Below are 23,831 nucleotides of genomic sequence, written 5' to 3' on the forward strand. Positions count from 1 at the left end.
ACAGACAGTGAGCAAGGCATTTTCAATACGCCGCCTTACTTTTAGAAGTACATTTAAATGAAAACCTGAAAAGTGTTAAGCACTTTTCAGGCTATTAATATCAGCCAAAGCATTAACTTTTTCATTAATACCGGCTTGTATAGCTTTAGCTTTTACAACCTCAATCAGGTAATTATTCTTTAGTTCCTTTTCAGATACCAGCACGCTGAAATCTCTGAACATAACGCCTTCCTCGTATGGGTAAACGGTGTACCCGCGTTTATCCGGATCGTAATGACCAAGTTCAAATATCTCGTCCTGTGTTTTGCCTTTTATTTTAGCGCCTTTAACCAATTGGTAGGCGTCGCTTATCGTTTCAAAATTGTTGTTTTTCATGGTACGTAGCCCAAAACAATAATTTTGCCAAAAGTTAAAATTGTTTCACGAAAACCATTCAAACAACACATTCTGTGTTATTTGCAATTTTTCATCAGTATTAAGATTATGAATTACAGCACCTTCGCTCATTTGTATCAAACGCGTTCCATAATTGTAGGCATCTTTTAGGTTGTGAGTGATCAAAATTGCAGTCAGCCCGAACTGTTTTATCAGGTTGTCTGCTGTACGCATCACCATATCGGCCGAACGTGGATCGAGGGCGGCTGTAGGTTCATCAAGCAATAATATTTTACAGGTATCTGTAACGCTCATCAGCAGCGTGAGCGCCTGCCGCTGACCACCTGAAAGTGTACCCATGGGCTGATCGAGCTTGGTTTCCAAACCCATGTTTAAAGCAGCTATTTGCTCACGAACTTTCTGCTTAAACTTTTCATCAATGCCAATAGAAAGTCCTTTGGGTTTGGTGCGGATCGCCGCCAGCCGGAAATTATCAATAATGCTCAAATCGGGAGCAGTGCCGCTCAACGGGTTTTGGAATACCCGCGCTATCCATTTACTACGTTTATAGTCAGGCAATTTGGTTACATCGTTATCATCAATATTAATACTGCCTGTATCAGCATAAATACTTCCGGCAATAAGGTTAAGTAAAGTTGACTTACCTGATCCGTTCGACCCTACAATTACCACAAACTCACCGGCACTTATGTTAAGATTGATGCCATTAACCGCGTTTACCTGGTTAGATCGGCCTTTGTTGAATGTTTTAGATATCTGCGATAGCTGAATCATAACACGCGGTTTTTAATCGCCAGTCGCGGCAGGCTTACTATCAGCAGTACAAATATAGCAGTAACCAGTTTCAAAAGGTTGGCATCAACACCGATACTTAACGTTACGGCCAATACCATTTGAAAAACAATGGCCCCTCCTATCACCAGCGCCAGACTTATCCAGGCGGATGTTATCCCAAACCAGTTGATAATGGTTTCGCCGATAATTACAGAACCCAATCCGATTATTACAATGCCTATACCCATATTGATATCAGCAAAGCCCTGAAACTGCGTCATCAGGTAACCGCTGGTGGCTGTAAGTGCGTTAGCCAGTGCCAGGCCTATGATCTTCATACGGTTTGTATTTACGCCCAAGGCTCGTATCATGGTTTCACTATTGCCGGTGGCACGCATAGCCAGTCCGAAGTCAGTTTTAAGCAAATAACTAATAATAGCAGCCAGCAACACCACAAAAGCGGCAAGTATTATAAAAGTGTTGTTATTAGGGCTTGATGAAATATGCAGCACATCAAATAGAGATGCGGTGCCTATCAGCGGAATATTTGAGCGTCCCATCAGGGTAAGATTGATGGAATATAATGCCGTCATTACCAAAATACCCGATAGCAGCGCGTTTATTTTCAGTTTGGTATGGATAAAGCCTGTAAACGCCCCGGCTACTGCACCGGCCAGCATCACAGCCGGAAGCACAATGTATAACGGCTGCTGATGCGTAAGCAATACCGAGGTTACCACGCCGCCTAAAGTATAACTGCCATCGGTAGTAATATCAGGGATATTAAAAATCTTCATTGAAATATAAATACCCAGCGCGATGCCTGCAAAGCACAATCCCTGTATCAGCGCTGTAAGGTAAAAATCCATGCTATTTTACGGCCTCGAAGTTTGATGGAATGCTGATATGGTACCTCTTCGCCACTTCAGGGTTGTAAACCCGTTTCCTGATCTCTACCATTTCAGGCTTTAAACCATCGGTTTTACCGGTTTTTAAATATTGAGCGGCCTGTTCGCCTGCCTGATAACCCCATTGGTAAATATCAGCACCAAATGCAACAACCGCACCACGCTGTACCAAACCTGCCTCGCTGGTAAAAATGGGCACATTACGCTGGTCGCAGTTCTTTTTAATAGTTTCGAATGCAGCAAACACGGTGTTGTCAGGGTTAGCAAAAAACGCGTCGATATTTTTATCCAGAAGCGATTGCGTAACCAGTTGTGCATCGGCGCTTGAGTTAAGCGGCAAAGCTATAAGGGTTACACCGAGTTTATCTGCAAGTCCTTTTATGCGCATCATAGCGTCAGCCGATTGAGGTTCCGACTGGTTGTAGATCATGCCGACCGTCAACTTTTTGCCCGACTTCAGGTTTAATAACGATGGTATAAGCGAGAACGAGGTATCAATATATTCCAGTTCTTCAACCGCGCCGAAAAGCTTTGGCGGTATTTTACCGTCAGTGCCAATCACCTTCATACGTTCCGGTGTGGGCGACACCATAGCAAATACAGGAATGGTTTTGGTTTTTTGTACAGCAGTTAGTGTTGATAACGTTGTGCAGGTTGCCAGCAGATCTACCGGCTCGTTAACAAAGTAGTTTACTATTTGCGTAAGCATAGGTATATCGCCTTGCGCGTTTTTATATTCAATTTTGACAGTATTCTTTTCTTCACTGAAACCATTCTTTTTAAGCGCGTCGGTAAAACCGGTGCGTGCCTGCGATATGGTAGCATCCTCAAAAGCGTCAACAAAACCCACAACAGGCACGTTTTTCTCCTTTTTAGGACTGCACGCACTTACAGATGCAGCTAATACAACTGCAATAATCAGTTTCAATGGCTTCATGGCACTAAGGTAGTTATTGGTGTCGAAAGGTAAAAATGGATGGCCTGTTATAACAATAGCGATGCCTATTAATTACAATTGCTAAACATAGCGATGGATTTATTATCATAATTTCCATTAACAGCGATGGGTTTGAAACCCATCGCTGAGTTAGTAACCCGCGCAGTTAATAAAACCCCACATCACGCCTTTCAGCTATTAATTTAAATTTTCCACAAATAAGTAAAGGATGTACGTAAAGCTGTATTTTAGCCATTGATGATCCCATTCATATCAAAGTTACCGCAAGTAGGCACAACCATATTTACTACCATGTCGGCCTTGGCTGCCGAAACAGGCGCTATCAACCTATCGCAAGGTTACCCTGATTACGATTGTCCGCCTGAGCTTACCGAAATGGTGAACAATGCGCTGAAAAGCGGCCATAACCAGTACGCTCCTATGGCCGGCGTTATGGCACTACGTGAGCAGATCGCTATTAAAACCGAAAGGCTTTACGGCGCCACCTATAATCCGGATAATGAGATCACTATTACCGCCGGTGGTACGCAGGCTTTGTTTACCGCCATCAGTACTGTGGTTAACCCGAATGATGAGGTGATTATTTTTGAACCCGCCTACGACAGCTATGCACCCGCGATCCGGCTGATGGGGGGCGTGGTGAAGTCGCTCTCGCTTGAACCGCCGGACTACAGCATCAATTGGGAAATGGTGAAAAGGCTCATCAGCAACCGCACCAAAATGATCATCCTGAATACGCCGCATAACCCAACAGCAACTATTCTGCGTAAAGAGGACATTCAACAACTATACAGCATCATTAAAAACCAGGATATTTTTATTTTGAGTGATGAGGTGTACGAGCATCTGATATACGACGGTGAAACGCACGAAAGCATAGCCCGTTATCCTGAATTGCGCGATCGCAGTTTTATTGTAGCATCATTTGGTAAGCCGCTGCATGCCACCGGCTGGAAGATTGGCTATTGCATAGCGCCTGAATACATGACGAAAGAGTTCAGGAAGATACACCAGTACCAGGTATTTTCGGTAAACACGCCTATGCAATATGGTATTACTGAATTTATCAAGAACGAACAGTATTTTACCGATCTGGCAAGCTTTTTCCAGCAAAAACGCGATCATTTCAGACAAGGCCTTGAAGAAACCCGTTTTAAAATGCTACCTTGCTATGGCTCTTACTTTCAATCGGTATATTACGATGCCATTAGCACCGAAAAAGATACTGAATTTGTACAGCGGCTAATAAAGGAGGCAGGTGTTGCGGCTATACCTACATCGGTGTTTTACAGCAAGGGTACTGATTTCAATGTGATACGTTTTTGTTTTGCCAAAACACAAGAAACGCTTGATAAAGCCGTTGAAAGGTTAATGCGAATTTAACAACCTGCGGTGGTTAACGTACGTATAACAACATACCTTAATTAATGCCGCAAACCTATTTTGCCTATGGACAATTTAAAAGTTACTGTTTTCCAGGGATATTTATTTTGGGAGAACACCGATAAGAACCTGCAAAACATCACACTGCGGTTATCGTCCATACGTGAAAAAACCGATCTGATCATCCTGCCTGAAATGTTTAATACAGGTTTTACCATGAATGCCGCCGCGCTTGCCGAAACCATGGACGGTAAAACGGTAAAGTGGATGCATGATACTGCCAAAAAGTTTGATTGTGTGGTAACCGGTAGCGTTATTATTACCGAAGGTGGTAAGTTTTATAACCGCCTTATCTGGATGCGCCCTGATGGTACTTATGATACCTACGACAAGCGGCACCTGTTTGCCATGGGCAAAGAGCATGAAACCTATGCACCGGGAAGTAAAAAACTCATAGTTGAACTAAAAGGCTGGAAGATATGCCCGGTTATTTGCTACGACCTGCGTTTCCCGGTATGGCTGCGTAACGTAGATGCCGAATACGATTTGCTGATTGTTGTGGCCAACTGGCCTGAACGCCGTGCGCTGCACTGGCGGACCCTTATACCTGCCCGGGCCGTTGAAAATCAAAGTTATGTTATTGGCGTTAACCGCGTTGGGCACGATGGTAACCAGGTATATCATTCGGGCGATTCCACCTGTATCGATCCTAACGGAAAAGTAGTTTATTACAAGCGCGACGAGGAAGATATGTACACCTTTACCATAATAGCGCACGAACTTGAACTTGCCCGCCGTGCCATGCCTTTTTTAAAGGATGCCGATAGTTTTAAACTGATAGATTGATATGGAAAAAGTTACAGGGGAAACGAAAGCTGTTGGTTTTGAAGTTGGTGCCCGCAAAACATTTGATATCTCGTTGCAAAAAGCATGGGACTTTCTATTTTCAGATGAAGGGTTGGCACTTTGGTTAGGAAATATTGCGGTCGAAAATCTTTCTAAAGAGGCCGAAATTAAATCCGGCGACGTGAGCGGCACTATAAAAGTAGTCAAGCCTTATTCACACATTCGTATGCGCTGGAAAAGAGCCGACTGGGATAACACTTCTACACTACAGGTGCGTGTGTTGGATGCTAAAGGAAAAGCTACCATCAGTTTTCATCAAGAACAATTGCAAGACAGTAAGCAGCGCGATGAAATGAAAGCTCACTGGCAGAAAGTACTTGAGAAAATCAGCGCAAAACTTTCTTAATATTGTAGCATCCGGCAATGATACATACGTATCATAATAAAGCGTTTTATTTGCGTTTAAAATCCGGAAAATAATAACTCTATGAGCCCAGTTATTCGCGGCGTGTGTTTTGCACTGGCCTTTTTAAATATAAGCATCGCTGTATCGGCACAAAAAAGGAAAGATTATACCCCGCTGGTTGATCCTTTTATTGGCACTTCCGGAGCAGGTAAGACTTTTCCGGGCGCGGTACTGCCCTATGGCATGGCAAGGCTTAACCCGCAAACACAACCAAATGGCGGTGGATACAATTTTACCGACGAATACATTTATGGTTTCTCGCAAACAGGATATAACGTTTCCGCAGATTCAGTGGTTAACGAGATCATTTTTATGCCTACCACCGGCGACATTACTTTTAAGGATGCCGATTACCGTTCAAAGTATGCAAAAAAAACTGAAAAGGCATCGCCGGGATACTATAAAGTGCGATTGGATAAGTATGAAATAGGTGTCGAGCTGGCTGCAGCATCGCACAGCGGTATGCAGGTTTTTGATTATCCGTCAACCACTCAAGCCAACATCTTGATCGACCTGCAAGGTGGTACAGTTGAAAGCGCGCAGATTGAAGTATTGAGCAATCATGAAATAAAAGGTTACCGTAAAGTAAATGTCAATGGCAGCATTCGCCAGGTATATTTTTACAGTAAATTTTCAAAGGCTTTTAAAACATACAGCATCCGTGCAGATGAAGTAATGCTCAGCGGAAAAGAAAAAGCAGAGGGGAAAAACATCAGGATGGTTGTTCAGTTCGACAACCCCAACGAGGTAGTTGTAAATACCGGCCTATCACATGTCAGCACTGATAATGCGCTAAAAAACTTGAATGCCGAAATACCAGGCTTTGATATCGACAAAGTTCAGAAAGCGACAAAAATTGCATGGAACGCCGAACTTTCAAAAATTTATGTAGAAGGCGGCGCGCCTCCCCTTCCTGCACGCGAAACGCAGTCGCCATCTATCAGTAATCCATACAACCATAGTTCGGCTAAAGGCCCTGCCCTGCCCGATTATGCACAGATGAAACTGGTAAATTTTTATTCGGCGTTATACCGAACCATGTTGAACCCGACTATCGCTTCGGATGTTGACGGACAATATCGTGATGGCAACAACACCGCTTCGGCTAAAGGTTTTACTTATTATGATGTAAGCACATTATACAATCAATTTAGTCAGCATTACCAGTTGATAACCCTTATTGACAGCACACGGACAGTTGATTTTATAAAAAGCTATCTCGTAAATCCCAGCGCTGATAGCACCGCGACATTTGCCGCATGGGTTGCCGGGGCTTATGCAAGGGGTATAAAAGGATTCGATGCAGAAGCTGCATACAACATGCTGAAAAATCAGCTTGATAAAAATGAAAGCGCGGGCAAATTCCGTACAAATGGTTATGCAGATGCTAAAGAAGAAGGCGCGGCAGCTAAAACACTCGTGTATGCTTACAATTACTTCAGCCTTGCACAACTGGCCAAATTGTTAAACCACGATGCCGATTACAAGACCTTTATTCAATACGCCCAGTACTGGAAAAATTTGTATGATCCTAAGTCAGGCTTTTTAGTTGCACGGCAAAACGGCGGCTGGCCGGCGACATTTAATCCGGCGCAAAAAGACCCGGCGTACTTTAACGGTAACGCATGGGAATACGCTTTTTTGGTACCACACGATGCTGAAATGCTGGTTGACTATTATGGTGGCAAAGATGCTTTTGAAGGCAAGCTTGATCAATACCTTATTGGTGATAAAAGCGCTTCTGAGCCAGAAAAATCCATAGGCTACTATACCGGAAACGGCTTTAACGGCATTGTGCCTTATCTATATAATTTTACGGGTGCGCCTCAAAAAGCCCAATTATACATTAACCGCATCATTAGGCGGTTTTATCAAACCGACCCTAACGGATTAAACGCGAACGATGTGAACGCTGAAGTTTCAGCATGGTATGTACTAAGCAGCCTTGGTTTATACACAATGACACCCGGCCAGCAGCAACTGCATATAGGTTTTCCGCAGTTTGAAAAAATTATAATAAAACTTTCTTCAGAAAAAACTTTTAACATTACTAACGCAGGCGCGGCAATTAGCAATAACAATACCTACATACAAGGCATGAACTTCAATAAAAGCGGCTACAACAAGCTGTTTTTAAATTATATCGATGTACTAAAAGGCGGCGAGTTTGAAGTATTTACCGGTACAATGCCCAACAAGCTTTTTATGCAGGACCTTGAAAAGCTTCCACTTAAAATAACTGACGATTTGATTGTGCCTAAACCTTATATATTGACCACAAAACAGTCGGTAGAGATAGGCTGTGCCGAGCAGGGAACAACAATTTATTATACTACCGATGGTAGCGCGCCTGCCACAACATCAAAGATTTACAGCAAGCCTTTTGCAGTTTCTGCAAACACAGTTGTAAAAGCAATAGCTGTAAAAAATGGCACAACAAGTTTGGTTGAACAGGCCACTATTGGAAAATAAAAAGCCGCCCTGCAAAACAGAAGCGGCCACACTACACACTAAAACCATACTTAACTATTATTATGGATGCTCGGGTGAAGCACTGATGTGTATCACATAAGCATCCTGCGCGCTTGTCCACGGTATGGTGACGTTAAAGCTGTCAACAAGCGGCATATCGTTTTCAAATACCAATTCGGGAGCATTAACCGCAAGTCCTGAGTTTTCAGGAATACGCTCTAAACGTACGCGGAACTTACCTGACGGCGGTGTAAAACCTGGGAACGCATGACTCAATTGCCTGAATATGATCTTTACATCACCCGGGAGTAAAGTTGGTTTGGCGCCAAGCAGCATATGTATGGTTTTTGTTGCCGCATCTTTACCTGCAAACAGTTCTACGTTTTGACCGCCCTTACTGCCAACAGTCGTGCCGGTTACATCAGCATAAGCTTTATACACCCACCATGATGCTTTCCGTTCAAATGTTGGCGTCAGGATGTCGTCAAGTGTACCGGTAGCCTGGTCACTCCAAATAGCATGGATTGCGCCATCAACCTGTGCCCTTTCCAATTGAGCCAGCAGCCAGGCATGCTTACCTGCATACTGCTCGTTACCTAAAGTATATTCGTTAATGTTGATCTTTACATTGGCCATACCGTTATCGCGGAGATAATTACGTACGTCCTGTACATCAGCAACAATATTTGAAGGGAAATGCCATGAAATTACATCAGGTACAACACCAGATTCTTTAGCCCAGCGTAAAAACTCTTTTATTTTACCACCAGTATTTGATGATATACTTGGCCCTACAATTACAGCGTTTGGCAACTTGGCACGGATGCGATAATATGCTTTATAATACGTTGCCAATGCCTGCCATTGCGAGCGTCGCCAGAAATATGAGTGGTCGGGCTCATTCCATATATCAATCTCCACATTATCCTGTATTCCTTTGTTAATGATGTCTTTTATCTGGTTATCTACAAACGTTTCCCAGATTGACCAGTCGCCATTATCACCCGGATAAAAAGTAGATTCATAACCAAAATACCAGTTATCCGACAAAACCACCTGCTGTTTAATACCCAGTTGTTTCATGCGCGTGCCCTGCGCAAGCGCCGCGGGCGGTATGCTGCGCACCATGTGCAGTTTTAGTGGCAGTATCAGGCTGTCAACCGGGTAAATACCATCATTGGTAAAGCCATGCAGAAAGCCGGCGGCAACGTGGTTGATAGCACGCCAGTTGTAACCAAAATCAACACCTGCTGAATCAACAAATTGTGATGGTATAGTGCCTTTTTGGGTGGCCAGTACGCTGCCGGCCCAGGTAAGCCCAACCTTTATACCGTCTACAGTAAGTGTCGGGCTGGTTGCGGCGGTATTTTGTCTAAGCCTAAAACCGTTAAGGTTACTGTCGTCATTACCGATAGCTACATTGGTAAGCGAAGGTGCAGGCTCGGCACCCGAAAGGTCAGGGTTAACCCATAGTGAAGCTATGTCATTACCCGATCCTTCAACAAACTGGTAGCTGATAACCACCAGATAGGTCTGACCGAAAGTATAGGTATCAGGCAGATACGTTGCGGTACCCGATCCGCCATCCATACCAATGTTGAAGCCATCTCCGGCTGCCCGGATCATTACCCTGTCTTTAAACAGGTTGCCGAAAAAGTGCGCGAAGTAGTCGCCTGCCGATGAAGCCGCGGTAACATTGATCAGCATTGAGGCATACACCCTGGTACCCGCTCCTGAGCGCTGACCGAAATCAAGATTAAGATCTTCTGTATTAGCAGGCAGTAATTCTACTTTGTTGCCAGTTTCTCCGGGAAGGTAATTGGGATAGGTTAAATTACCGGCCACAACCTGTGTTTGGCCTGCCGTGCCGCCAATACGTGTCCAGCCAACCTGACCATTTAGTATACCTGTGTTTAATTCAAAAGGTTCAAAAATGAGGTTGCTGGCATCAGCTTCAAGGGTTATCAAATTACGTTGAGCTACAACTGCCGACGATGGCGCCGTAATATCCTTTTTACATCCGGTTAGCCCAAAAAACAACAAAGCAAGAGCAACTGAATAAGTAAATTTATTCATACAATAGTTTAATTTTTAAAGGTTTACAAATTGGACTGAGAAATTTTCGCAGTAAAAATATACAAACAATTTGTATATACAAGTTAAATTTTATGAAATAAAAAGTTATACTTAAATACGTAAAAAACAGCGAGGTAGAAGATAATTTAAAAGCGCATTTATATGACTTTTAATTATATAAATTTCGCAGTGGTGAGGTTTGATAAACTATTACTGTCAACACATAAAATTTAAGCGGGATATTTGCGTTGTTAAATTTTGTTATGCCGTTATGATTTAGCTGCATTATTTTACATCTTTACCAAATGTTCAGACGGATCAAGAACCAATTCCTGCGCTATTTTGTTATTTTTATATACTTTCTGATAATATTTTTCTGTGCTATCGAGCTAAACTTTTTGTGGCTTTTCGGCTACTCGCCGGATATGCAGGACATTAAAAGTCCGGTACTTTCGGTAGGCTCGGAAGTGTACACTGCCGACGGCAAACTGATAGGCCAGTACTATAAAGAAAACCGCTCACCGGTAGAGTTTAATAAGATCTCCCCTAACCTTATTCACGCTTTAATAGCTACTGAAGACGCTCGTTTTTATAATCATAACGGCGTTGATATTGTATCCTTTTTCAGCAGCATGGTATCAACCGCTCAGGGCGATAAACGAGGTGGCAGCACCATAACACAACAGCTTGCGAAAAATTTATTTAATACACGTAAGCGTAAATCGCAAGGGCTGGTTAGTCGTATACCGCTGGTACGTACGGTGGTGTATAAGTTTAAAGAGTGGCTTACTGCCTTTAAAATTGAGCATGTGTACAGCAAAAATCAGATACTTACCATGTATTTCAACACTGTACCATTTGGTAATAATTCATTCGGTATAAAAACGGCTACACTTAAGTACTTTAATAAAAATCCTGATAAAGTTAACCCTGCTCAGGCTGCCACACTTATCGGTATGCTTAAAGCGACTTCTACCTATAACCCTATCCGCAATCCTGAACGCGCGGTTGAACGCCGAAACGTAGTTTTAGGTCAAATGGTGAAATACAACTATCTTACCGCTAAAGAAGAAGCGCGTTACAGTAAGCAGCCCCTAAGACTTGATTTGAGTTATGTTGATCAAAGCTCACACGGCGACTCATACCTGCGCCGGGCTGTTGAGAAATGGCTCGACAAATGGTGTGAAGAGAATGACTATAATTTGTATGAGGATGGTTTGAAGATATACACAACAATTGATTCGCGCCTGCAGGAGTATGCTGAGGAAGCCGTTGCCGAAAAAATGAAATCGCTGCAGCGCCGCTTTAATAATGTTTGGGGTAAGCAAAACCCTTGGCGTGATTCAAAGGGTGAAGAGATCAAGGACTTCGTGCTGAAAGCCGAGCAGCGTTTGCCGATTTATGATCTGCTGAAAAAGAAATACAAAGGCGATACCACGCAGATACAGGAATACTTCAATACCAAAAAACGCATGAAAGTGTTTACCTGGAAAGGTGAGCAGGATACGACTTTTTCAAGTATCGATTCGATAAAATACTATGCCCGCCTGCTTAACACCGGCATGATGACACTTGAGCCATCAACCGGTAAAATCAAGGTTTGGGTTGGCGGCATCGATTACAAATACTTTAATTACGACCACGTAAAGCAGGCCAAGCGCCAGGCAGGGTCAACCTTTAAGCCTTTTGCTTACCTCACAGCCCTTGACAATGGCTTTACTCCCTGTGATAAATTTACCGACCGACCGGTAACCATTAAGTATAAAGATAATGGCAAGGACGAGGAATGGTCGCCTAATAATGCGGATTTTAATTTCTCATACCGTGAGATGTCGCTGCGCTGGGCTATGGGCCGCTCGGTAAACTCTATCACAGCGCAGCTTACCGAACAGGTAGGCTGGGATAAGATTGTAGAATATGCCCACAAGTGCGGTATAGAAAGCCCGCTAAAATCGGTGCCATCGGTATCGCTGGGATCAAATGATGTTTCGGTTTACGAAATGGTGCGGGCATATAGCACCTTCCTGAACAAAGGCGAACGTGTTGAGCCTTTGCTGGTAACTAAAATCACCGATCATCGGGGCAACGTGATACAGGAGTTTAGCCTGAAAAAAGAAAGGGTGATCAGTGAAGAAGTGGCCTGGCTTATGCTGTACATGTTCAGAGGTGGAATGGAAGAGCCGGGCGGTACGTCGCAGGCGTTGTGGGAGTATGAACTTTGGAAGAAAAACAACCAGATTGGTGGTAAAACCGGCACCTCATCAGACTATGTTGACGGCTGGTATATGGGCATCACAAAAGACCTTGTTACCGGTGTTTGGGTTGGCGCCGACGACCGCAGCGTGCATTTTAAAACGTCAGAGACAGGCGAAGGTTCGCGTACAGCGCTGCCTATATTCGGCAGGTTTATGGAGAAGGTTTATGAAGACCCGAAATCAGGTTATACTGAAGGGCCTTTCCCTAAACCATGGGTAAAGATCACCAAAGAGTATATGTGCCCGTCGCCGCGTATCCGTATCGACACCGCCGCTACCGATAGTTTAGAGATCGGTGCTGATACCACGCTCACTATCCCTGATATTACTACGCCGGCCGAACCGGAAAGTACCGAACAAGTTCCGCCAACGCAATAATTTAACTTATATCGTATATATAAATCAGTAACTTAGCACAGTTTATTACCCTGATATATGAGCAGAGATTTTACCTATCATCCTGTTAAACAAACTGTAAAATATATACTTGCCGCGTTTACTATCGCGGCTTGCTTGTTTGCAGCACCAACCGCAAAGGCGCAGTACTTTGGGCAAAACAAGGTTCGTTACAAAAAACTGGACTTCAAGGTGTACAAAACCCCGCATTTTGACATCTATTATTACATGAAGAACGACAGCCTGATCAAACGCTTTGCTCAGGAGAACGAACTTTGGTACACACTGCACCAACAGGTTTTCCGTGATACGTTTAGCAGGGCCAACCCTATCATACTTTATAATAACCATCCTGATTTTCAGCAAACAACTGTTATTGAAGGTGATATAGGTGTTGGTACAGGCGGTGTTACTGAAGGATTGAAAAACCGCGTGGTAATGCCCATAATGGAAACCAACCATACCACCCGCCACGTACTGGGCCATGAGTTGGTGCACGCATTTCAATATCATATTTTGCTGGGGCGCGATTCGGCGAGTTATGAGAATTTGGGCAACATTCCGCTATGGATGATTGAAGGTATGGCCGAATATCTTTCAATAGGGAAAAAAGACGCATACACCGCCATGTGGATGCGCGACGCTTATTTGAATAAAGACATTCCTACCGTGCGCGCCCTTACTGAAAGCAACAAATACTTCCCCTACCGTTATGGTGAAGCATTCTGGTCTTTCATCGGGTCTACTTATGGCGATACCATAATTGTTCCGTTTTTTAAAAACACAGCACGTTTCGGTTTACAATATGGCATACGCCGTACATTTGGGTATGATGATAAAACGCTTTCAACACTGTGGAAGAATTCAATTGAATCGACATACAAACCCTTACTTAAAGACACTTTACAATCGCCGGTAGGTTTCAAAATAGTTGATGATAAAAACGGCAGCGATATGAACGTGGCGCCATCGGTTAGTCCGGATGGTAAGTACATCACCTTTCTATCATCAAAAAGCTTGTTTACTATTGACCTGTATCTCGCTGATGCTAAGTCCGGGCGCATTATTAAACAGCTCACCAGCAAGGTATCAAACTCGCATATTGATGAATTCAACTTTATTGAATCGGGAGGCACATGGTCGCCGGATAGTAAGCAGTTCGCTTTTAGCGTATTTAATCAGGGTCGTAATAAGATACTGGTTGTTGATGTACCGAGCGGACGCGTAAAGCACAATATTTCGATGGGAAAAGCCGAGCAGCTGAGCAACCTTACATGGTCGCCTGACGGTAAGAACATCGCTTTCCAGGGAATGTCTGAAGGCCAGGGCGATTTGTATTCATATAACTTCGATACAAAAAAAGTCACCCAGTTAACCAACGATAAGTATTCAGATTACCAGCCCAGCTATTCGCCTGATGGAAAGAAGATCATCTTTTCGAGTGACCGTACAACTTACGACCGTAGTTTGTCGCAGGATATTACCTTCAACCTTGCCGAACTTGATATAGCTACCGGAACCGTTAAAGACATTACTGTTTTCAATGGCTCAAACAACCTTAACCCGGTTTACTCTGCCGATGGCAGGTATGTATACTTTCTGTCGAACTACGAAGGTTTCCGCAATCTTTTCCGTTATGAATTGGCATCAGGCAAAACCGAAAAATTAACAGACTACTTTACCGGTATAAGCGGTATTACAGAATTTTCACCTGCGTTGAGTATATCGAAAAACGATGATGTAGTTTACTCATATTACCGCAAACAGAAATACACGCTGTATAATGCCAAGGCTTCAGACTTTAAGGCTGAAGTAGTATCGCCTGCAGCTAATCCTGAATTTACAGCAGGTTTATTACCGCCACCAAAAGCTGTAGGTGTCGACCTTATTAATTCTAACCTGAACAACTTCCTGGCATACCCTCGCATATCAACCGACTCTATTCGCCAGGTGCCTTATAAACCGATGTTTCAGCTTGATTACCTTGCAAGCAGTGGTGTTGGTGTAGGTGTAAACAGTTATTATGGCGCGGGTTTGGCAAGCGGCATTCAGGGTGCTTTTAGTGATATACTTGGTCAGCAAAAAATATATGCAGGCGCTGCCGTTAATGGGCAGATCTATGATTTTGGCGCGCAGGTAGCATACATCAACCAAAAAAGCAGATGGGATAAAGGTATAAGTTTGTCGCACATACCTTATCAATTTGGATATTATTTCCCAAGCCGGGAGACACGAAATATTGATGGCACCAATTATGATATATACAATGAGGACAGTTATATAATACGCAACTTTGAAGATGCTGCCAGTGTATTTACCTCTTACCCAATTTCACGTATAAACAGGCTTCAATTTGCTTTCGGCGCATCATATAATTCTTACCGTATAGATAGATATCGAAATTCCTATATAATTGATCCGGTTTATGGACTACAATTTTATGATGCCGATCGTAGTAAAATATCCTCAAATGAGGCGGAACAAGTATTAGGCTTTAATTTAAGTTCTTATTCTTTGCTTCGGGGAAGTGTCGCTTTTATTGGCGATAACTCATTTTTCGGTGTTGCTGCTCCTCTCAATGGTTTCAGGTATCATTTTGAAACAGAATACGTATTTGGAACTTATAACTTTTTTGCGCCTACTATTGATTTCAGAAAATACTGGCGTGTAGCCCCGGTTACATTTGCAACCCGTTTATATGGTATTGGCCGTTTTGGTGATACCGGTCAACTTTATCCATTGTTCCTTGGTTATCCTTTCCTGATAAGGGGTTATGAGGCACAAAGCTTTTATAATAATTCAACTACTGCCGGCCCACTTGGCATTCAACAATTACAAGGTAACCGTATGACTGTTTTTAACTTCGAGGTACGGTTGCCGTTTACAGGTCCTGAAAAATTGGCTCAAATAAAATCAGGTTTTTTATTTACTGATTTGAACCTATTTTTTGATGCCGGCCTTGCATGGGATAAAGGCAATAAAATTAAATTTCAAAAAGAGCCCGATTTTCTTGGTTACCAATCATTGATTGATCCTGTTACAAAAGAACCAATACTTGACGAAAACGGAAACGAAATTAAAACTCCTGCATACGACCAAAATCAGCGTGTACCTGTTTACAGCGCAGGTATATCTCTAAGGGTTAATTTGTTTGGAGCGTTAATTTTGGAACCATACTTTGCTATTCCCTTTAACCGCAACGACGTAAAGAAACCGGTATTCGGCCTGGCATTTACACCGGGATGGTAGTTAAAGGTTAAAGAGAAATAAGTATGAGTTTGAAAGTTATATTTGGAATAATACTATTTGCAGCATGGCTAAGTACAGGCTATGCTCAAAGTGCAGGTAAGAGCATTGATGGTGTGGTAATGCAGCCAACAAAAACTGCTTTTGATAATCTGTCGGCTAACCCAAATTTTTCTGTATTCATCAATGCTATAAACACTGCCGGATTGTCAGGCACTTTATCAAGCCAGACGCCGGTGACGGTTTTGGCGGCTAATAACAAAGCTTTTGCCAAGCTACCTGTCGGGTTGCTTGATACGTTGTTCAAACCTGAAAATAAGACAAAGTTGGCCATTCTTGTTAACGGGCACCTTCTTGCCGGAAAGATCACTTCGGCAGACATTGCACAACGCATAAAGAACGGGAATGGCAGCGCCCGGTTAATAACATTAGCCGGAACTTCGCTGACTGCTGTTATCGACACCAACCGCAATATTGTATTAACTGATGGCTCGGGCAATCAAAGTGTCATCAGCCGCTTTAATGCTGTGCAAAGCAACGGTATAGTACATACTGTTACCTCGGTATTGATGCCTGCTGTATTATAAAACTAACCTTTGGCTGACAAACCGCTTCCTTTTCATTTTCGTAACTTTAAGTATGAGAAAGCTGGTAGGTGCAATGATGCTCGTGAGTGCTATAACCGTATTTAGTTACAAAAATAGCAACGGACAAGCAGAAAGAAATAAAGTAAAAGAGATAACCGCTGCCGAAAGGGCGATGTGGAAAGAAAAGCTTACTAAAACGCAATACCATATAATGGTTGAAAAAGGTACCGAGTATGCATTTCGCAATGAGTATTACGACAACCACGATAAAGGCGTATATGTAAGCGCGGCTACAGGTGATGTTTTGTTTTCATCGGCTGATAAATACGATAGCGGCACGGGCTGGCCGAGTTTTGTAAAACCGGTTAGTATGGATAAGATAGCTATTGTTGAAGATAACAGCCTTGGCATTACCCGCCTTGAAGTGGTAGAAAAAAGTACCGGTCTGCACCTTGGCCATGTATTTGATGATGGACCGGAAGATCGCGGCGGCAAACGATATTGCCTCAACTCGGGCGCGCTAAAGTTTATAAGAAAGTAGAAAGGATATTAAATAATGAAAGCCTCTTTAACGCAAAGAGGCTTTCTCATAGATGATATATAATAAACTATAAACTACTATAGGGTACGGGCAGTGTATGAACCGCCGGTATGAAAAAGTTTAAAACTATTGTATCGGCTAAAACAGCAAATATTTTCTGCATTAAAAAGTAACCGCTCTGCGAGTTGTAGCAACAGATGGACGCATCACAGGGCGTTGGCGTAATCCACTTTCCAGGTTCAACCCTAAAGTAAGGTCTATCCACTCCTTATTAACCGAGCGTATCAGCTTTTCTTTTTGCGGGCGGGTAAAGGTGCTTACGTATTTGAAACGCTCCATTGCCATATCCTCGTTGTTTATTTCTTCAAAGTAAACCAGGCGGTTCAACTGCTGCGCACTGTCAAAAAACAGGGTTGGCATCTGCTTGTAAAAATCCAGTGTTTTTAGCAAATCAGAGCATAAGCCTACGTGCAAATTGTTACGGTTACGGTCGGTTATGATATAAATAAAGCGTTTCATGATAAATAAATTTGCTGTTTGAAAAATAATTACTAATTTTATGAGCATAAAAATACTAACTATTTTAGCAAATCCAAATTTTTATGTCAATTATTTCATCAAATATTAAATTTCTTCGGAAAAAGAAAGGTTTAACCCAGCAACAGTTTGCAGATCAGGTTGGTATAAAACGGTCGCTGGTTGGTGCTTATGAAGAGCAACGGGCCGAGCCGAAGTATGAATTGCTAAAAACAATAGCAGCTTTTTTTGAAATTAGCATTGATGATTTCATTAATGAAACCATTGACGAGAAGTGGGCGCCCAAACCAAAAGGCAATCCGGCCAACCTGCGCGTGCTAACCGTATCGGTTGATAAGGATGAAAACGAGAACATAGAAATGGTACCGCTAAAAGCCAGTGCAGGCTATCTTAACGGTTATGCCGATCCAGAATATGTATCAGCACTGCCAAAGTTCTACCTGCCTATGTTTAAACAGGGTACTTACCGCGCGTTCGAGATAAAAGGCGATTCGATGCTGCCATTGCAATCAGGCAGTATTATAATAGGACAATATGTTGAAAACTGGGCCGATGTAAAACCCGGTGACACTTACATCGTAATATCAAAGAATGATGGCGTAGTGTACAAGCGTATCGGCAACAAATTCAGGGGAGATAATAAAAAACTGAAGCTAATATCTGATAATCCTGCTTACGAGCCATATGAAATAAATGGTGAGGATGTGCTGGAACTTTGGAAAGCTAAAGGCTATATATCTATGCACTTGCCTGAGCCAACGCCTGAGCCTACTATGGAAAGCCTCACCAGCATGATGGCACAAATGCAGCGTTCAATATCAAAGCTGCAAGGCAACAATTAAGTTACACGGATGCACTTAAACCATTAAGGTTTACATTTATCAAAGCATCTGTTAAACACTTAAAAGAATGAAAAAATTTTTGTTAATGTGCTGCCTGTTCTTAGGAATAACAGCAGTAAGCTATGCACAAGGTGGCGGCCGTAACCGTATGAGCGCCGAAGACCGTGCAAAAGAGTTACAAGGCCAGTTGAAATTAACTGACGACCAAACGGCTAAAATTACTGCTATTTACAAAGAGCAGCGTACCAAAATTGACAGCGTACGTAACGCGGCTAACGGCGACAGGGAAGCTATGCGTGGTGCCATGATGCCGTTAATGACAGCCACTAACGCCAAAGTGAAAGCTGTATTAACGCCTGAACAAGTTACCGAATTTGAAAAAATTCAGAAAGAAAGAATGGACCGCATGATACAAGGCGGCGGTGGCGGGCCACAGAAATAATTGACATTGAAAGCGGCTATCGGCCGCTTTTTTTATTTTAGCAGAAATTTATTTGTGTTGAGCAAAGCAGAAGAATTTATAAAGCAAAAACTGACCGAACGGCAACAAGCAGGCATTTACCGAAGCCTTAAAACCGGAAGCGGATTGATAGATTTCTGCTCGAACGATTATCTGGGTTATGCGGGCTCATCAGCATTAAAAGCCAAAATTAATACCGAGATAAGGAAATATCCAGATTATAAAAATGGTTCGGCTGGTTCACGCCTGCTGGCTGGCAACCTTATTTATACCGAACAACTGGAGAAACAAATAGCCGTATGGCACTATAGCGAAGCGGGATTACTATTTAACTCGGGGTACGATGCAAATGTTGGGCTATTCTCTTCACTTCCGCAGCGCGGTGATACTATTATTTTAGATGAACTGGCACATGCATCGATAATTGATGGTGCAAGGCTAAGTTATGCTAATCGATATACATTCAAGCATAATGATATAAAAAGCCTTGAAGAGAAACTGAAGGCTGCTAAAGGCAATGTGTATATAGGTATAGAAAGCGTGTACTCAATGGATGGGGATACGCCGCCTATTGCGAACATACTGGATATATCAGAAAAATACGGCGCGCATGTATTTGTTGACGAAGCGCATGCTATCGGCCTTTATAAAAAGGGGTTGGTGCCGCAACTCGGTTTACAAAGCCGTGTGTTTGCCCGTGTAGTTACTTTTGGTAAAGGACTGGGCTGCCATGGCGCAATAGTTTTAGGAAGTAATTTGCTTCGCGACTATCTTGTTAATTTTGCCCGATCATTCATTTATACTACGGCAGCTTCTTTTCATCAACTTGCAGCTATTAGATGCGCTTATGCAATGCTGACAGAAGAAACTCAAGCCATTGATCAGCTTAAACAAAATATTGATCTGTTTAAAAGCAAAGTTGACAACAGCACTACCTATCCTCTGCTGCCAAGCGAAAGTGCTATTCAATGCCTTGTACTAAAAAGCAATGAAAAGGCAAAACAGGCGGCAACATTATTACAACAAGCCGGATTTGATGTGCGGCCGATACTAAGCCCAACAGTACCACAAGGCAGCGAACGTTTACGAATATGCCTGCACAATTATAATACCGAACAGGAGATTACCCGGCTTACAAATGTTCTTAATCGACTGACACACACCAATGACTAATTACCAATGACTAACAAGCCGATATTTATAACCGGTATAGGCACCGGCATAGGAAAGACCATTGTTTCGGCAGTACTGGTTGAAAAATTGAAGGCCGATTATTGGAAGCCCGTACAATCGGGTGATTTGGACGACAGTGATACACTGAAAGTAAAGGCATTGGTAAGTAATCCAATTTCGGTATTTCACTCTGAAACTTATAAGCTTACACAGCCCTATTCCCCGCATAAATCGGCTGATATAGATGGGATAACCATTGACCCTGACAAATTTCGATTACCGCAAACTACCAATCAATTGCTTATTGAAGGCGCGGGAGGTTTGATGGTGCCATTGAATGACAGCTTTTTAATGATCGACCTGATAAAGCGGCTTAGCGCGCGCGTAGTGCTGGTATCACAAAACTACCTGGGCAGTATCAACCACACGCTGCTGTCTGTAGCCGTGCTTAAGCAATACGATATTCCGCTGGAAGGAATAATTTTTAATGGCGCAAATGATGTCTACTCAGAGAAGTATATTTTTAAATATACCGGTGCGAAGCTTTTAGGCCGTGTTCCTGACTACCCTGTGATTAATAAAAGCATTGTCGCTGAAGCCGGAAATCTAATCGATATATAAAATTTTGTCGCTTGGCTTTTTTGGCAGACATTAGCATCAGCTAAATACATGCTATGAAAAATATCACAGTTATAGGTTCGGGTACAATGGGCAATGGTATTGCGCACACCTTCGCGCAATATGGTTTTAAAGTATCTTTAGTAGATATAAACGTCCAGGCTCTTGAAAAAGCGCTGCAAACCATTGCTAAAAACCTCGACAGACAGGTAAGCAAGGGGATCATCAACGAACAGGAGAAAGCTTCTACACTGCAAAATATTATTACCTATACTGATTTAAAAGAGGGTGCCGCCAATGCCGATCTGGTGGTTGAGGCCGCTACTGAAAATCGTGATATAAAATTAAATCTTTTTAAACAGCTGAGCGAAATTTGCAGCGACAGTACCATACTGTCATCAAACACTTCATCCATATCAATCACCCAAATTGCGTCAGTAACAAAAAATCCGGGCAACGTAATAGGCATGCATTTTATGAACCCCGTACCGGTAATGAAACTCGTTGAGGTTATACGTGGCTACGGTACTACCAATGAGGTTACCCAAACTATAATGGAGCTATCAAAAAAACTGGAAAAAGTTCCTGTTGAAGTAAATGATTACCCGGGTTTTGTGGCCAACCGCATTTTAATGCCGATGATAAACGAGGCCGTCTATACTTTATACGAAGGCGTTGCGGGTGTTAATGAGATTGATACCGTAATGAGGCTGGGCATGGCTCATCCTATGGGTCCGCTGCAACTGGCCGATTTTATTGGATTAGATGTGTGCCTGGCTATATTAAATGTATTGTATAACGGATTTGGTAATCCTAAATATGCGCCCTGTCCGTTGCTGGTCAATATGGTAGCCGCCGGGCACCTGGGTGCGAAATCAGGTAGTGGTTTTTATAAATATACCGCCGATAGCAAAGAGCTTGTCGTGGCAACAAAATTCAGCCTCCCGGCGTCCTGAATGGGGAGCAAGTTGTAAACTAATCTTATTGAAAAAATAATATCGAACACTGAATTTTGAATTACAAACTTCGGTGTTCATAAATTTAAAATTCAGTATTCGATATTTAAAACTCTTATTTCCCCCTCAGGGGGGTTAGGGGGCTTACATCCTTTCAGGCACTTCAATGCCCAACAACGCCATACCCTTTTTTATCACTTTAGCCGAAGCAGCAGATAATTGCAACCTGAAATGCTTTAACTGTTCATCTTCTGCCTGAAGTATTGAGTGTTCGTGATAAAATTTGTTGTATAACTTCGCCAGTTCGTAAACATAGTTGGCAATAATCGCTGGACTATAACCTACTGCAGCCTCTTGTATTGTGTCGGGAAACCGGTTGAGTAAAACTATGAGGTCACGTTCTTCACTAGCCAGTGTAGTTACTGGTATCTTGTCTTCTGTATATCCCCTTGCCCTGCTCAGTACCGATTTTATACGGGCGTGAGTATATTGTATAAACGGACCTGTGTGTCCCTGAAAATCAACAGATTCGTTCGGATCAAACAACAGGCGTTTTTTTGGATCGACTTTAAGCAGGAAATATTTTAAAGCCCCCATACCAATGGTGTGGTACAGCGAGCTTTTCTCTTCTTCGCCGAATGATTCAACCTTGCCAAGTGCTTCGGTATGTTCTTTGGCGGTAGTTTCCATTTCGGCCATTAGGTCGTCGGCGTCAACCACCGTGCCCTCGCGTGATTTCATTTTACCAGAAGGAAGATCAACCATACCGTACGATAGGTGGAACAAACCATCGGCACCAGCTTTACCCAGTTTCTGCAGGATTAGAAACAGTACCTTGAAGTGATAATCCTGCTCGTTACCCACCACATAGATAGACTTATCCATGCCAAAATCATTATACTTCAGCTGCGCGGTACCCAAATCTTGTGTAATGTAAACCGAGGTTCCATCAGCACGAAGCACAAGCTTCTGGTCAAGGCCGTCCTCAGTAAGGTCAATCCAAATAGAGCCATCTTCCTTCCTGAAGAAAACGCCCTTTGCAAGCCCTTCTTCAATAATATCCTTACCCAGCAGGTACGTGTTTGATTCGTAATAGTATTTGTCAAAATCAACACCAAGCTGCTTGTATGTTTGCTCGAAACCGGCATATACCCAGCTGTTCATGGTGCGCCATAAGCTAAGTACTTCTTCATCGCCCTGCTCCCATTGCAACAGCATCAGTTGGGCATCCTTTATAAGCGGCGCATTCTTTTTAGCTTCTTCCTCGGTTTGGCCTTCGGCTTTTAGCGCGTCAATCTGTTTTTTATATTCTTTGTCAAATATTACATAGTACTTGCCTACCAGATGATCGCCTTTTAAGCCTGATGATTCGGGGGTTTCGCCGTTACCCCAGTGTTGCCACGCCAGCATGCTTTTGCAAATGTGTATGCCGCGGTCGTTAACCAGGTTGGCTTTCACTACTTCGTAACCGGCTGCTTCCAGTATCTGAGCAACCGAATAGCCTAAAAGGTTGTTACGAATATGCCCTAAATGCAGCGGCTTATTTGTATTAGGCGACGAATACTCTACCATTACCTTTTGGCCGTTGTATTGTGGCGCGGCAAAAGTATCGGGTACAATATCAGTATAAAGTCTTTCCAGCCAGTGGCTGTCGGCAATAGAAATGTTCAAAAATCCTTTTATTACATTAAACGCCTCTACTTGCGAAACATTGGCCTTCAGATACTCGCCAATGTCGGCACCGGTTTGCTCAGGCGATTTCCGTGAAACACGTGTAAACGGAAAAGTAACAATGGTTATTTGTCCTTGAAATTCTTTTCGGGTTTCCTGCAGATTGATATCCGCCGCAGCAACATCAGTATTGTATAGTTCCTTAATGGCCTTTGCAGCGGCCTCAGCAATAAAATTCATCGGGGCAAAATTAAGTAATTTGGCGTGAGT

20 protein-coding genes are annotated in these 23,831 nt (G+C 42.9%); 13 read left to right on the forward strand and 7 right to left on the reverse strand.

Translation table 11 applies throughout. The annotated features are described in order from the left end of the window. Positions 1-75: 75 nt before the first annotated feature. Genes EOD41_RS11440 through EOD41_RS11455 form a run of 4 tightly spaced genes read right to left on the reverse strand, consistent with a single transcriptional unit; the run spans position 76 to position 3,015 of the window. Positions 76-375 (reverse strand): hypothetical protein, encoded by a 300-nt coding sequence (locus EOD41_RS11440; protein ID WP_127704950.1) that lies wholly within the window; start codon positions 373-375, stop codon positions 76-78. Positions 376-420: 45 nt separating this feature from the next. Continuing rightward, positions 421-1,170, reverse strand: coding sequence for an ABC transporter ATP-binding protein (locus EOD41_RS11445; RefSeq protein WP_127704951.1), 750 nt, complete (start codon positions 1,168-1,170; stop codon positions 421-423). After that, positions 1,167-2,039: an ABC transporter permease gene (locus EOD41_RS11450; RefSeq protein ID WP_127704952.1), complete on the reverse strand. Its 873-nt coding sequence runs from the start codon at positions 2,037-2,039 to the stop codon at positions 1,167-1,169. Before EOD41_RS11450 ends, EOD41_RS11445 begins: the two co-directional genes overlap by 4 nt. Position 2,040: 1 nt before the next feature. Continuing rightward, complete coding sequence (locus EOD41_RS11455) at positions 2,041-3,015, reverse strand: ABC transporter substrate-binding protein (protein WP_127704953.1); 975 nt, start codon at positions 3,013-3,015, stop codon at positions 2,041-2,043. Between the two features lie 258 nt (positions 3,016-3,273). Here EOD41_RS11455 and EOD41_RS11460 point away from each other — a divergent pair, with 258 nt between their 5' ends. From EOD41_RS11460 to EOD41_RS11475, 4 genes are all read left to right on the forward strand, one after another. Beyond that, positions 3,274-4,419, forward strand: coding sequence for a methionine aminotransferase (locus tag EOD41_RS11460; protein ID WP_127704954.1), 1,146 nt, complete (start codon positions 3,274-3,276; stop codon positions 4,417-4,419). 66 nt (positions 4,420-4,485) lie between these two features. Beyond that, on the forward strand, positions 4,486-5,265 hold the full coding sequence (locus tag EOD41_RS11465; protein ID WP_127704955.1) for an amidohydrolase: 780 nt from the start codon (positions 4,486-4,488) through the stop codon (positions 5,263-5,265). A gap of 1 nt (position 5,266) precedes the next feature. After that, positions 5,267-5,671 (forward strand): SRPBCC domain-containing protein, encoded by a 405-nt coding sequence (locus EOD41_RS11470; RefSeq protein ID WP_127704956.1) that lies wholly within the window; start codon positions 5,267-5,269, stop codon positions 5,669-5,671. 81 nt (positions 5,672-5,752) lie between these two features. Continuing rightward, positions 5,753-8,203 (forward strand): glycoside hydrolase domain-containing protein, encoded by a 2,451-nt coding sequence (locus tag EOD41_RS11475; RefSeq protein WP_127704957.1) that lies wholly within the window; start codon positions 5,753-5,755, stop codon positions 8,201-8,203. Positions 8,204-8,263: 60 nt separating this feature from the next. Here EOD41_RS11475 and EOD41_RS11480 read toward each other — a convergent pair whose 3' ends face one another. Then, positions 8,264-10,279, reverse strand: coding sequence for a hypothetical protein (locus EOD41_RS11480; protein WP_127704958.1), 2,016 nt, complete (start codon positions 10,277-10,279; stop codon positions 8,264-8,266). 305 nt (positions 10,280-10,584) lie between these two features. Between EOD41_RS11480 and EOD41_RS11485 the strand changes: the two genes are divergently transcribed. From EOD41_RS11485 to msrB, 4 genes are read left to right on the forward strand one after another with little or no spacing between them, the layout of a single operon-like run. Further along, positions 10,585-12,912, forward strand: a complete 2,328-nt coding sequence (locus EOD41_RS11485) for a penicillin-binding protein 1A (RefSeq protein WP_127704959.1) — start codon at positions 10,585-10,587, stop codon at positions 12,910-12,912. A 57-nt stretch (positions 12,913-12,969) separates the two neighbouring features. Next, a complete protein-coding gene (locus EOD41_RS11490) occupies positions 12,970-16,179 on the forward strand; it encodes a DPP IV N-terminal domain-containing protein (protein WP_127704960.1) in 3,210 nt (1,069 codons plus the stop codon). 23 nt (positions 16,180-16,202) lie between these two features. Next, positions 16,203-16,763, forward strand: coding sequence for a fasciclin domain-containing protein (locus tag EOD41_RS11495; RefSeq protein WP_127704961.1), 561 nt, complete (start codon positions 16,203-16,205; stop codon positions 16,761-16,763). 52 nt (positions 16,764-16,815) lie between these two features. Next, positions 16,816-17,304 (forward strand): peptide-methionine (R)-S-oxide reductase MsrB, encoded by a 489-nt coding sequence (gene msrB / locus EOD41_RS11500; protein WP_127704962.1) that lies wholly within the window; start codon positions 16,816-16,818, stop codon positions 17,302-17,304. Between the two features lie 162 nt (positions 17,305-17,466). Here the strand turns inward: msrB and EOD41_RS11505 are convergent, their stop codons facing one another. Continuing rightward, positions 17,467-17,823 carry a GIY-YIG nuclease family protein gene (locus EOD41_RS11505; protein ID WP_127704963.1) on the reverse strand — a complete coding sequence of 119 codons (357 nt, stop codon included), beginning with the start codon at positions 17,821-17,823 and terminating at the stop codon, positions 17,467-17,469. 83 nt (positions 17,824-17,906) lie between these two features. On the opposite strand from EOD41_RS11505, the gene EOD41_RS11510 reads away from it, so the two are divergent. From EOD41_RS11510 to EOD41_RS11530, 5 genes are all read left to right on the forward strand, one after another. Next, the gene (locus tag EOD41_RS11510; protein WP_127704964.1) at positions 17,907-18,683 is read left to right on the forward strand and encodes an XRE family transcriptional regulator; all 777 of its coding nucleotides are present in this window, start codon (positions 17,907-17,909) and stop codon (positions 18,681-18,683) included. A gap of 67 nt (positions 18,684-18,750) precedes the next feature. Next, positions 18,751-19,125 (forward strand): Spy/CpxP family protein refolding chaperone, encoded by a 375-nt coding sequence (locus tag EOD41_RS11515; protein ID WP_127704965.1) that lies wholly within the window; start codon positions 18,751-18,753, stop codon positions 19,123-19,125. A gap of 57 nt (positions 19,126-19,182) precedes the next feature. After that, complete coding sequence (locus tag EOD41_RS11520; protein ID WP_127704966.1) at positions 19,183-20,316, forward strand: aminotransferase class I/II-fold pyridoxal phosphate-dependent enzyme; 1,134 nt, start codon at positions 19,183-19,185, stop codon at positions 20,314-20,316. A 6-nt stretch (positions 20,317-20,322) separates the two neighbouring features. Then, positions 20,323-20,937: a dethiobiotin synthase gene (gene bioD, locus EOD41_RS11525; RefSeq protein WP_127704967.1), complete on the forward strand. Its 615-nt coding sequence runs from the start codon at positions 20,323-20,325 to the stop codon at positions 20,935-20,937. Between the two features lie 53 nt (positions 20,938-20,990). After that, positions 20,991-21,890 (forward strand): 3-hydroxybutyryl-CoA dehydrogenase, encoded by a 900-nt coding sequence (locus EOD41_RS11530; protein ID WP_127704968.1) that lies wholly within the window; start codon positions 20,991-20,993, stop codon positions 21,888-21,890. 144 nt (positions 21,891-22,034) lie between these two features. Here the strand turns inward: EOD41_RS11530 and argS are convergent, their stop codons facing one another. Beyond that, a complete protein-coding gene (argS, locus tag EOD41_RS11535) occupies positions 22,035-23,801 on the reverse strand; it encodes an arginine--tRNA ligase (RefSeq protein WP_127704969.1) in 1,767 nt (588 codons plus the stop codon). Positions 23,802-23,831 lie beyond the last annotated feature (30 nt).

Source organism: Mucilaginibacter limnophilus (genome assembly GCF_004005815.1).
Taxonomy (GTDB): Bacteria; Bacteroidota; Bacteroidia; order Sphingobacteriales; family Sphingobacteriaceae; genus Mucilaginibacter; species Mucilaginibacter limnophilus.

Excerpts from the sequence above, each read along its gene's own strand:
- EOD41_RS11440 (WP_127704950.1), bottom strand. The coding sequence starts at position 375 with ATGAAAAACAACAATTTTGAAACGATAAGCGACGCCTACCAATTGGTT.
- EOD41_RS11445 (WP_127704951.1), bottom strand. The coding sequence starts at position 1,170 with ATGATTCAGCTATCGCAGATATCTAAAACATTCAACAAAGGCCGATCT.
- EOD41_RS11450 (WP_127704952.1), bottom strand. The coding sequence starts at position 2,039 with ATGGATTTTTACCTTACAGCGCTGATACAGGGATTGTGCTTTGCAGGC.
- EOD41_RS11455 (WP_127704953.1), bottom strand. The coding sequence starts at position 3,015 with ATGAAGCCATTGAAACTGATTATTGCAGTTGTATTAGCTGCATCTGTA.
- EOD41_RS11460 (WP_127704954.1), top strand. The coding sequence starts at position 3,274 with ATGATCCCATTCATATCAAAGTTACCGCAAGTAGGCACAACCATATTT.
- EOD41_RS11465 (WP_127704955.1), top strand. The coding sequence starts at position 4,486 with ATGGACAATTTAAAAGTTACTGTTTTCCAGGGATATTTATTTTGGGAG.
- EOD41_RS11470 (WP_127704956.1), top strand. The coding sequence starts at position 5,267 with ATGGAAAAAGTTACAGGGGAAACGAAAGCTGTTGGTTTTGAAGTTGGT.
- EOD41_RS11475 (WP_127704957.1), top strand. The coding sequence starts at position 5,753 with ATGAGCCCAGTTATTCGCGGCGTGTGTTTTGCACTGGCCTTTTTAAAT.
- EOD41_RS11480 (WP_127704958.1), bottom strand. The coding sequence starts at position 10,279 with ATGAATAAATTTACTTATTCAGTTGCTCTTGCTTTGTTGTTTTTTGGG.
- EOD41_RS11485 (WP_127704959.1), top strand. The coding sequence starts at position 10,585 with ATGTTCAGACGGATCAAGAACCAATTCCTGCGCTATTTTGTTATTTTT.
- EOD41_RS11490 (WP_127704960.1), top strand. The coding sequence starts at position 12,970 with ATGAGCAGAGATTTTACCTATCATCCTGTTAAACAAACTGTAAAATAT.
- EOD41_RS11495 (WP_127704961.1), top strand. The coding sequence starts at position 16,203 with ATGAGTTTGAAAGTTATATTTGGAATAATACTATTTGCAGCATGGCTA.
- msrB (WP_127704962.1), top strand. The coding sequence starts at position 16,816 with ATGAGAAAGCTGGTAGGTGCAATGATGCTCGTGAGTGCTATAACCGTA.
- EOD41_RS11505 (WP_127704963.1), bottom strand. The coding sequence starts at position 17,823 with ATGAAACGCTTTATTTATATCATAACCGACCGTAACCGTAACAATTTG.
- EOD41_RS11510 (WP_127704964.1), top strand. The coding sequence starts at position 17,907 with ATGTCAATTATTTCATCAAATATTAAATTTCTTCGGAAAAAGAAAGGT.
- EOD41_RS11515 (WP_127704965.1), top strand. The coding sequence starts at position 18,751 with ATGAAAAAATTTTTGTTAATGTGCTGCCTGTTCTTAGGAATAACAGCA.
- bioD (WP_127704967.1), top strand. The coding sequence starts at position 20,323 with ATGACTAACAAGCCGATATTTATAACCGGTATAGGCACCGGCATAGGA.
- EOD41_RS11530 (WP_127704968.1), top strand. The coding sequence starts at position 20,991 with ATGAAAAATATCACAGTTATAGGTTCGGGTACAATGGGCAATGGTATT.
- argS (WP_127704969.1), bottom strand. The coding sequence starts at position 23,801 with ATGAATTTTATTGCTGAGGCCGCTGCAAAGGCCATTAAGGAACTATAC.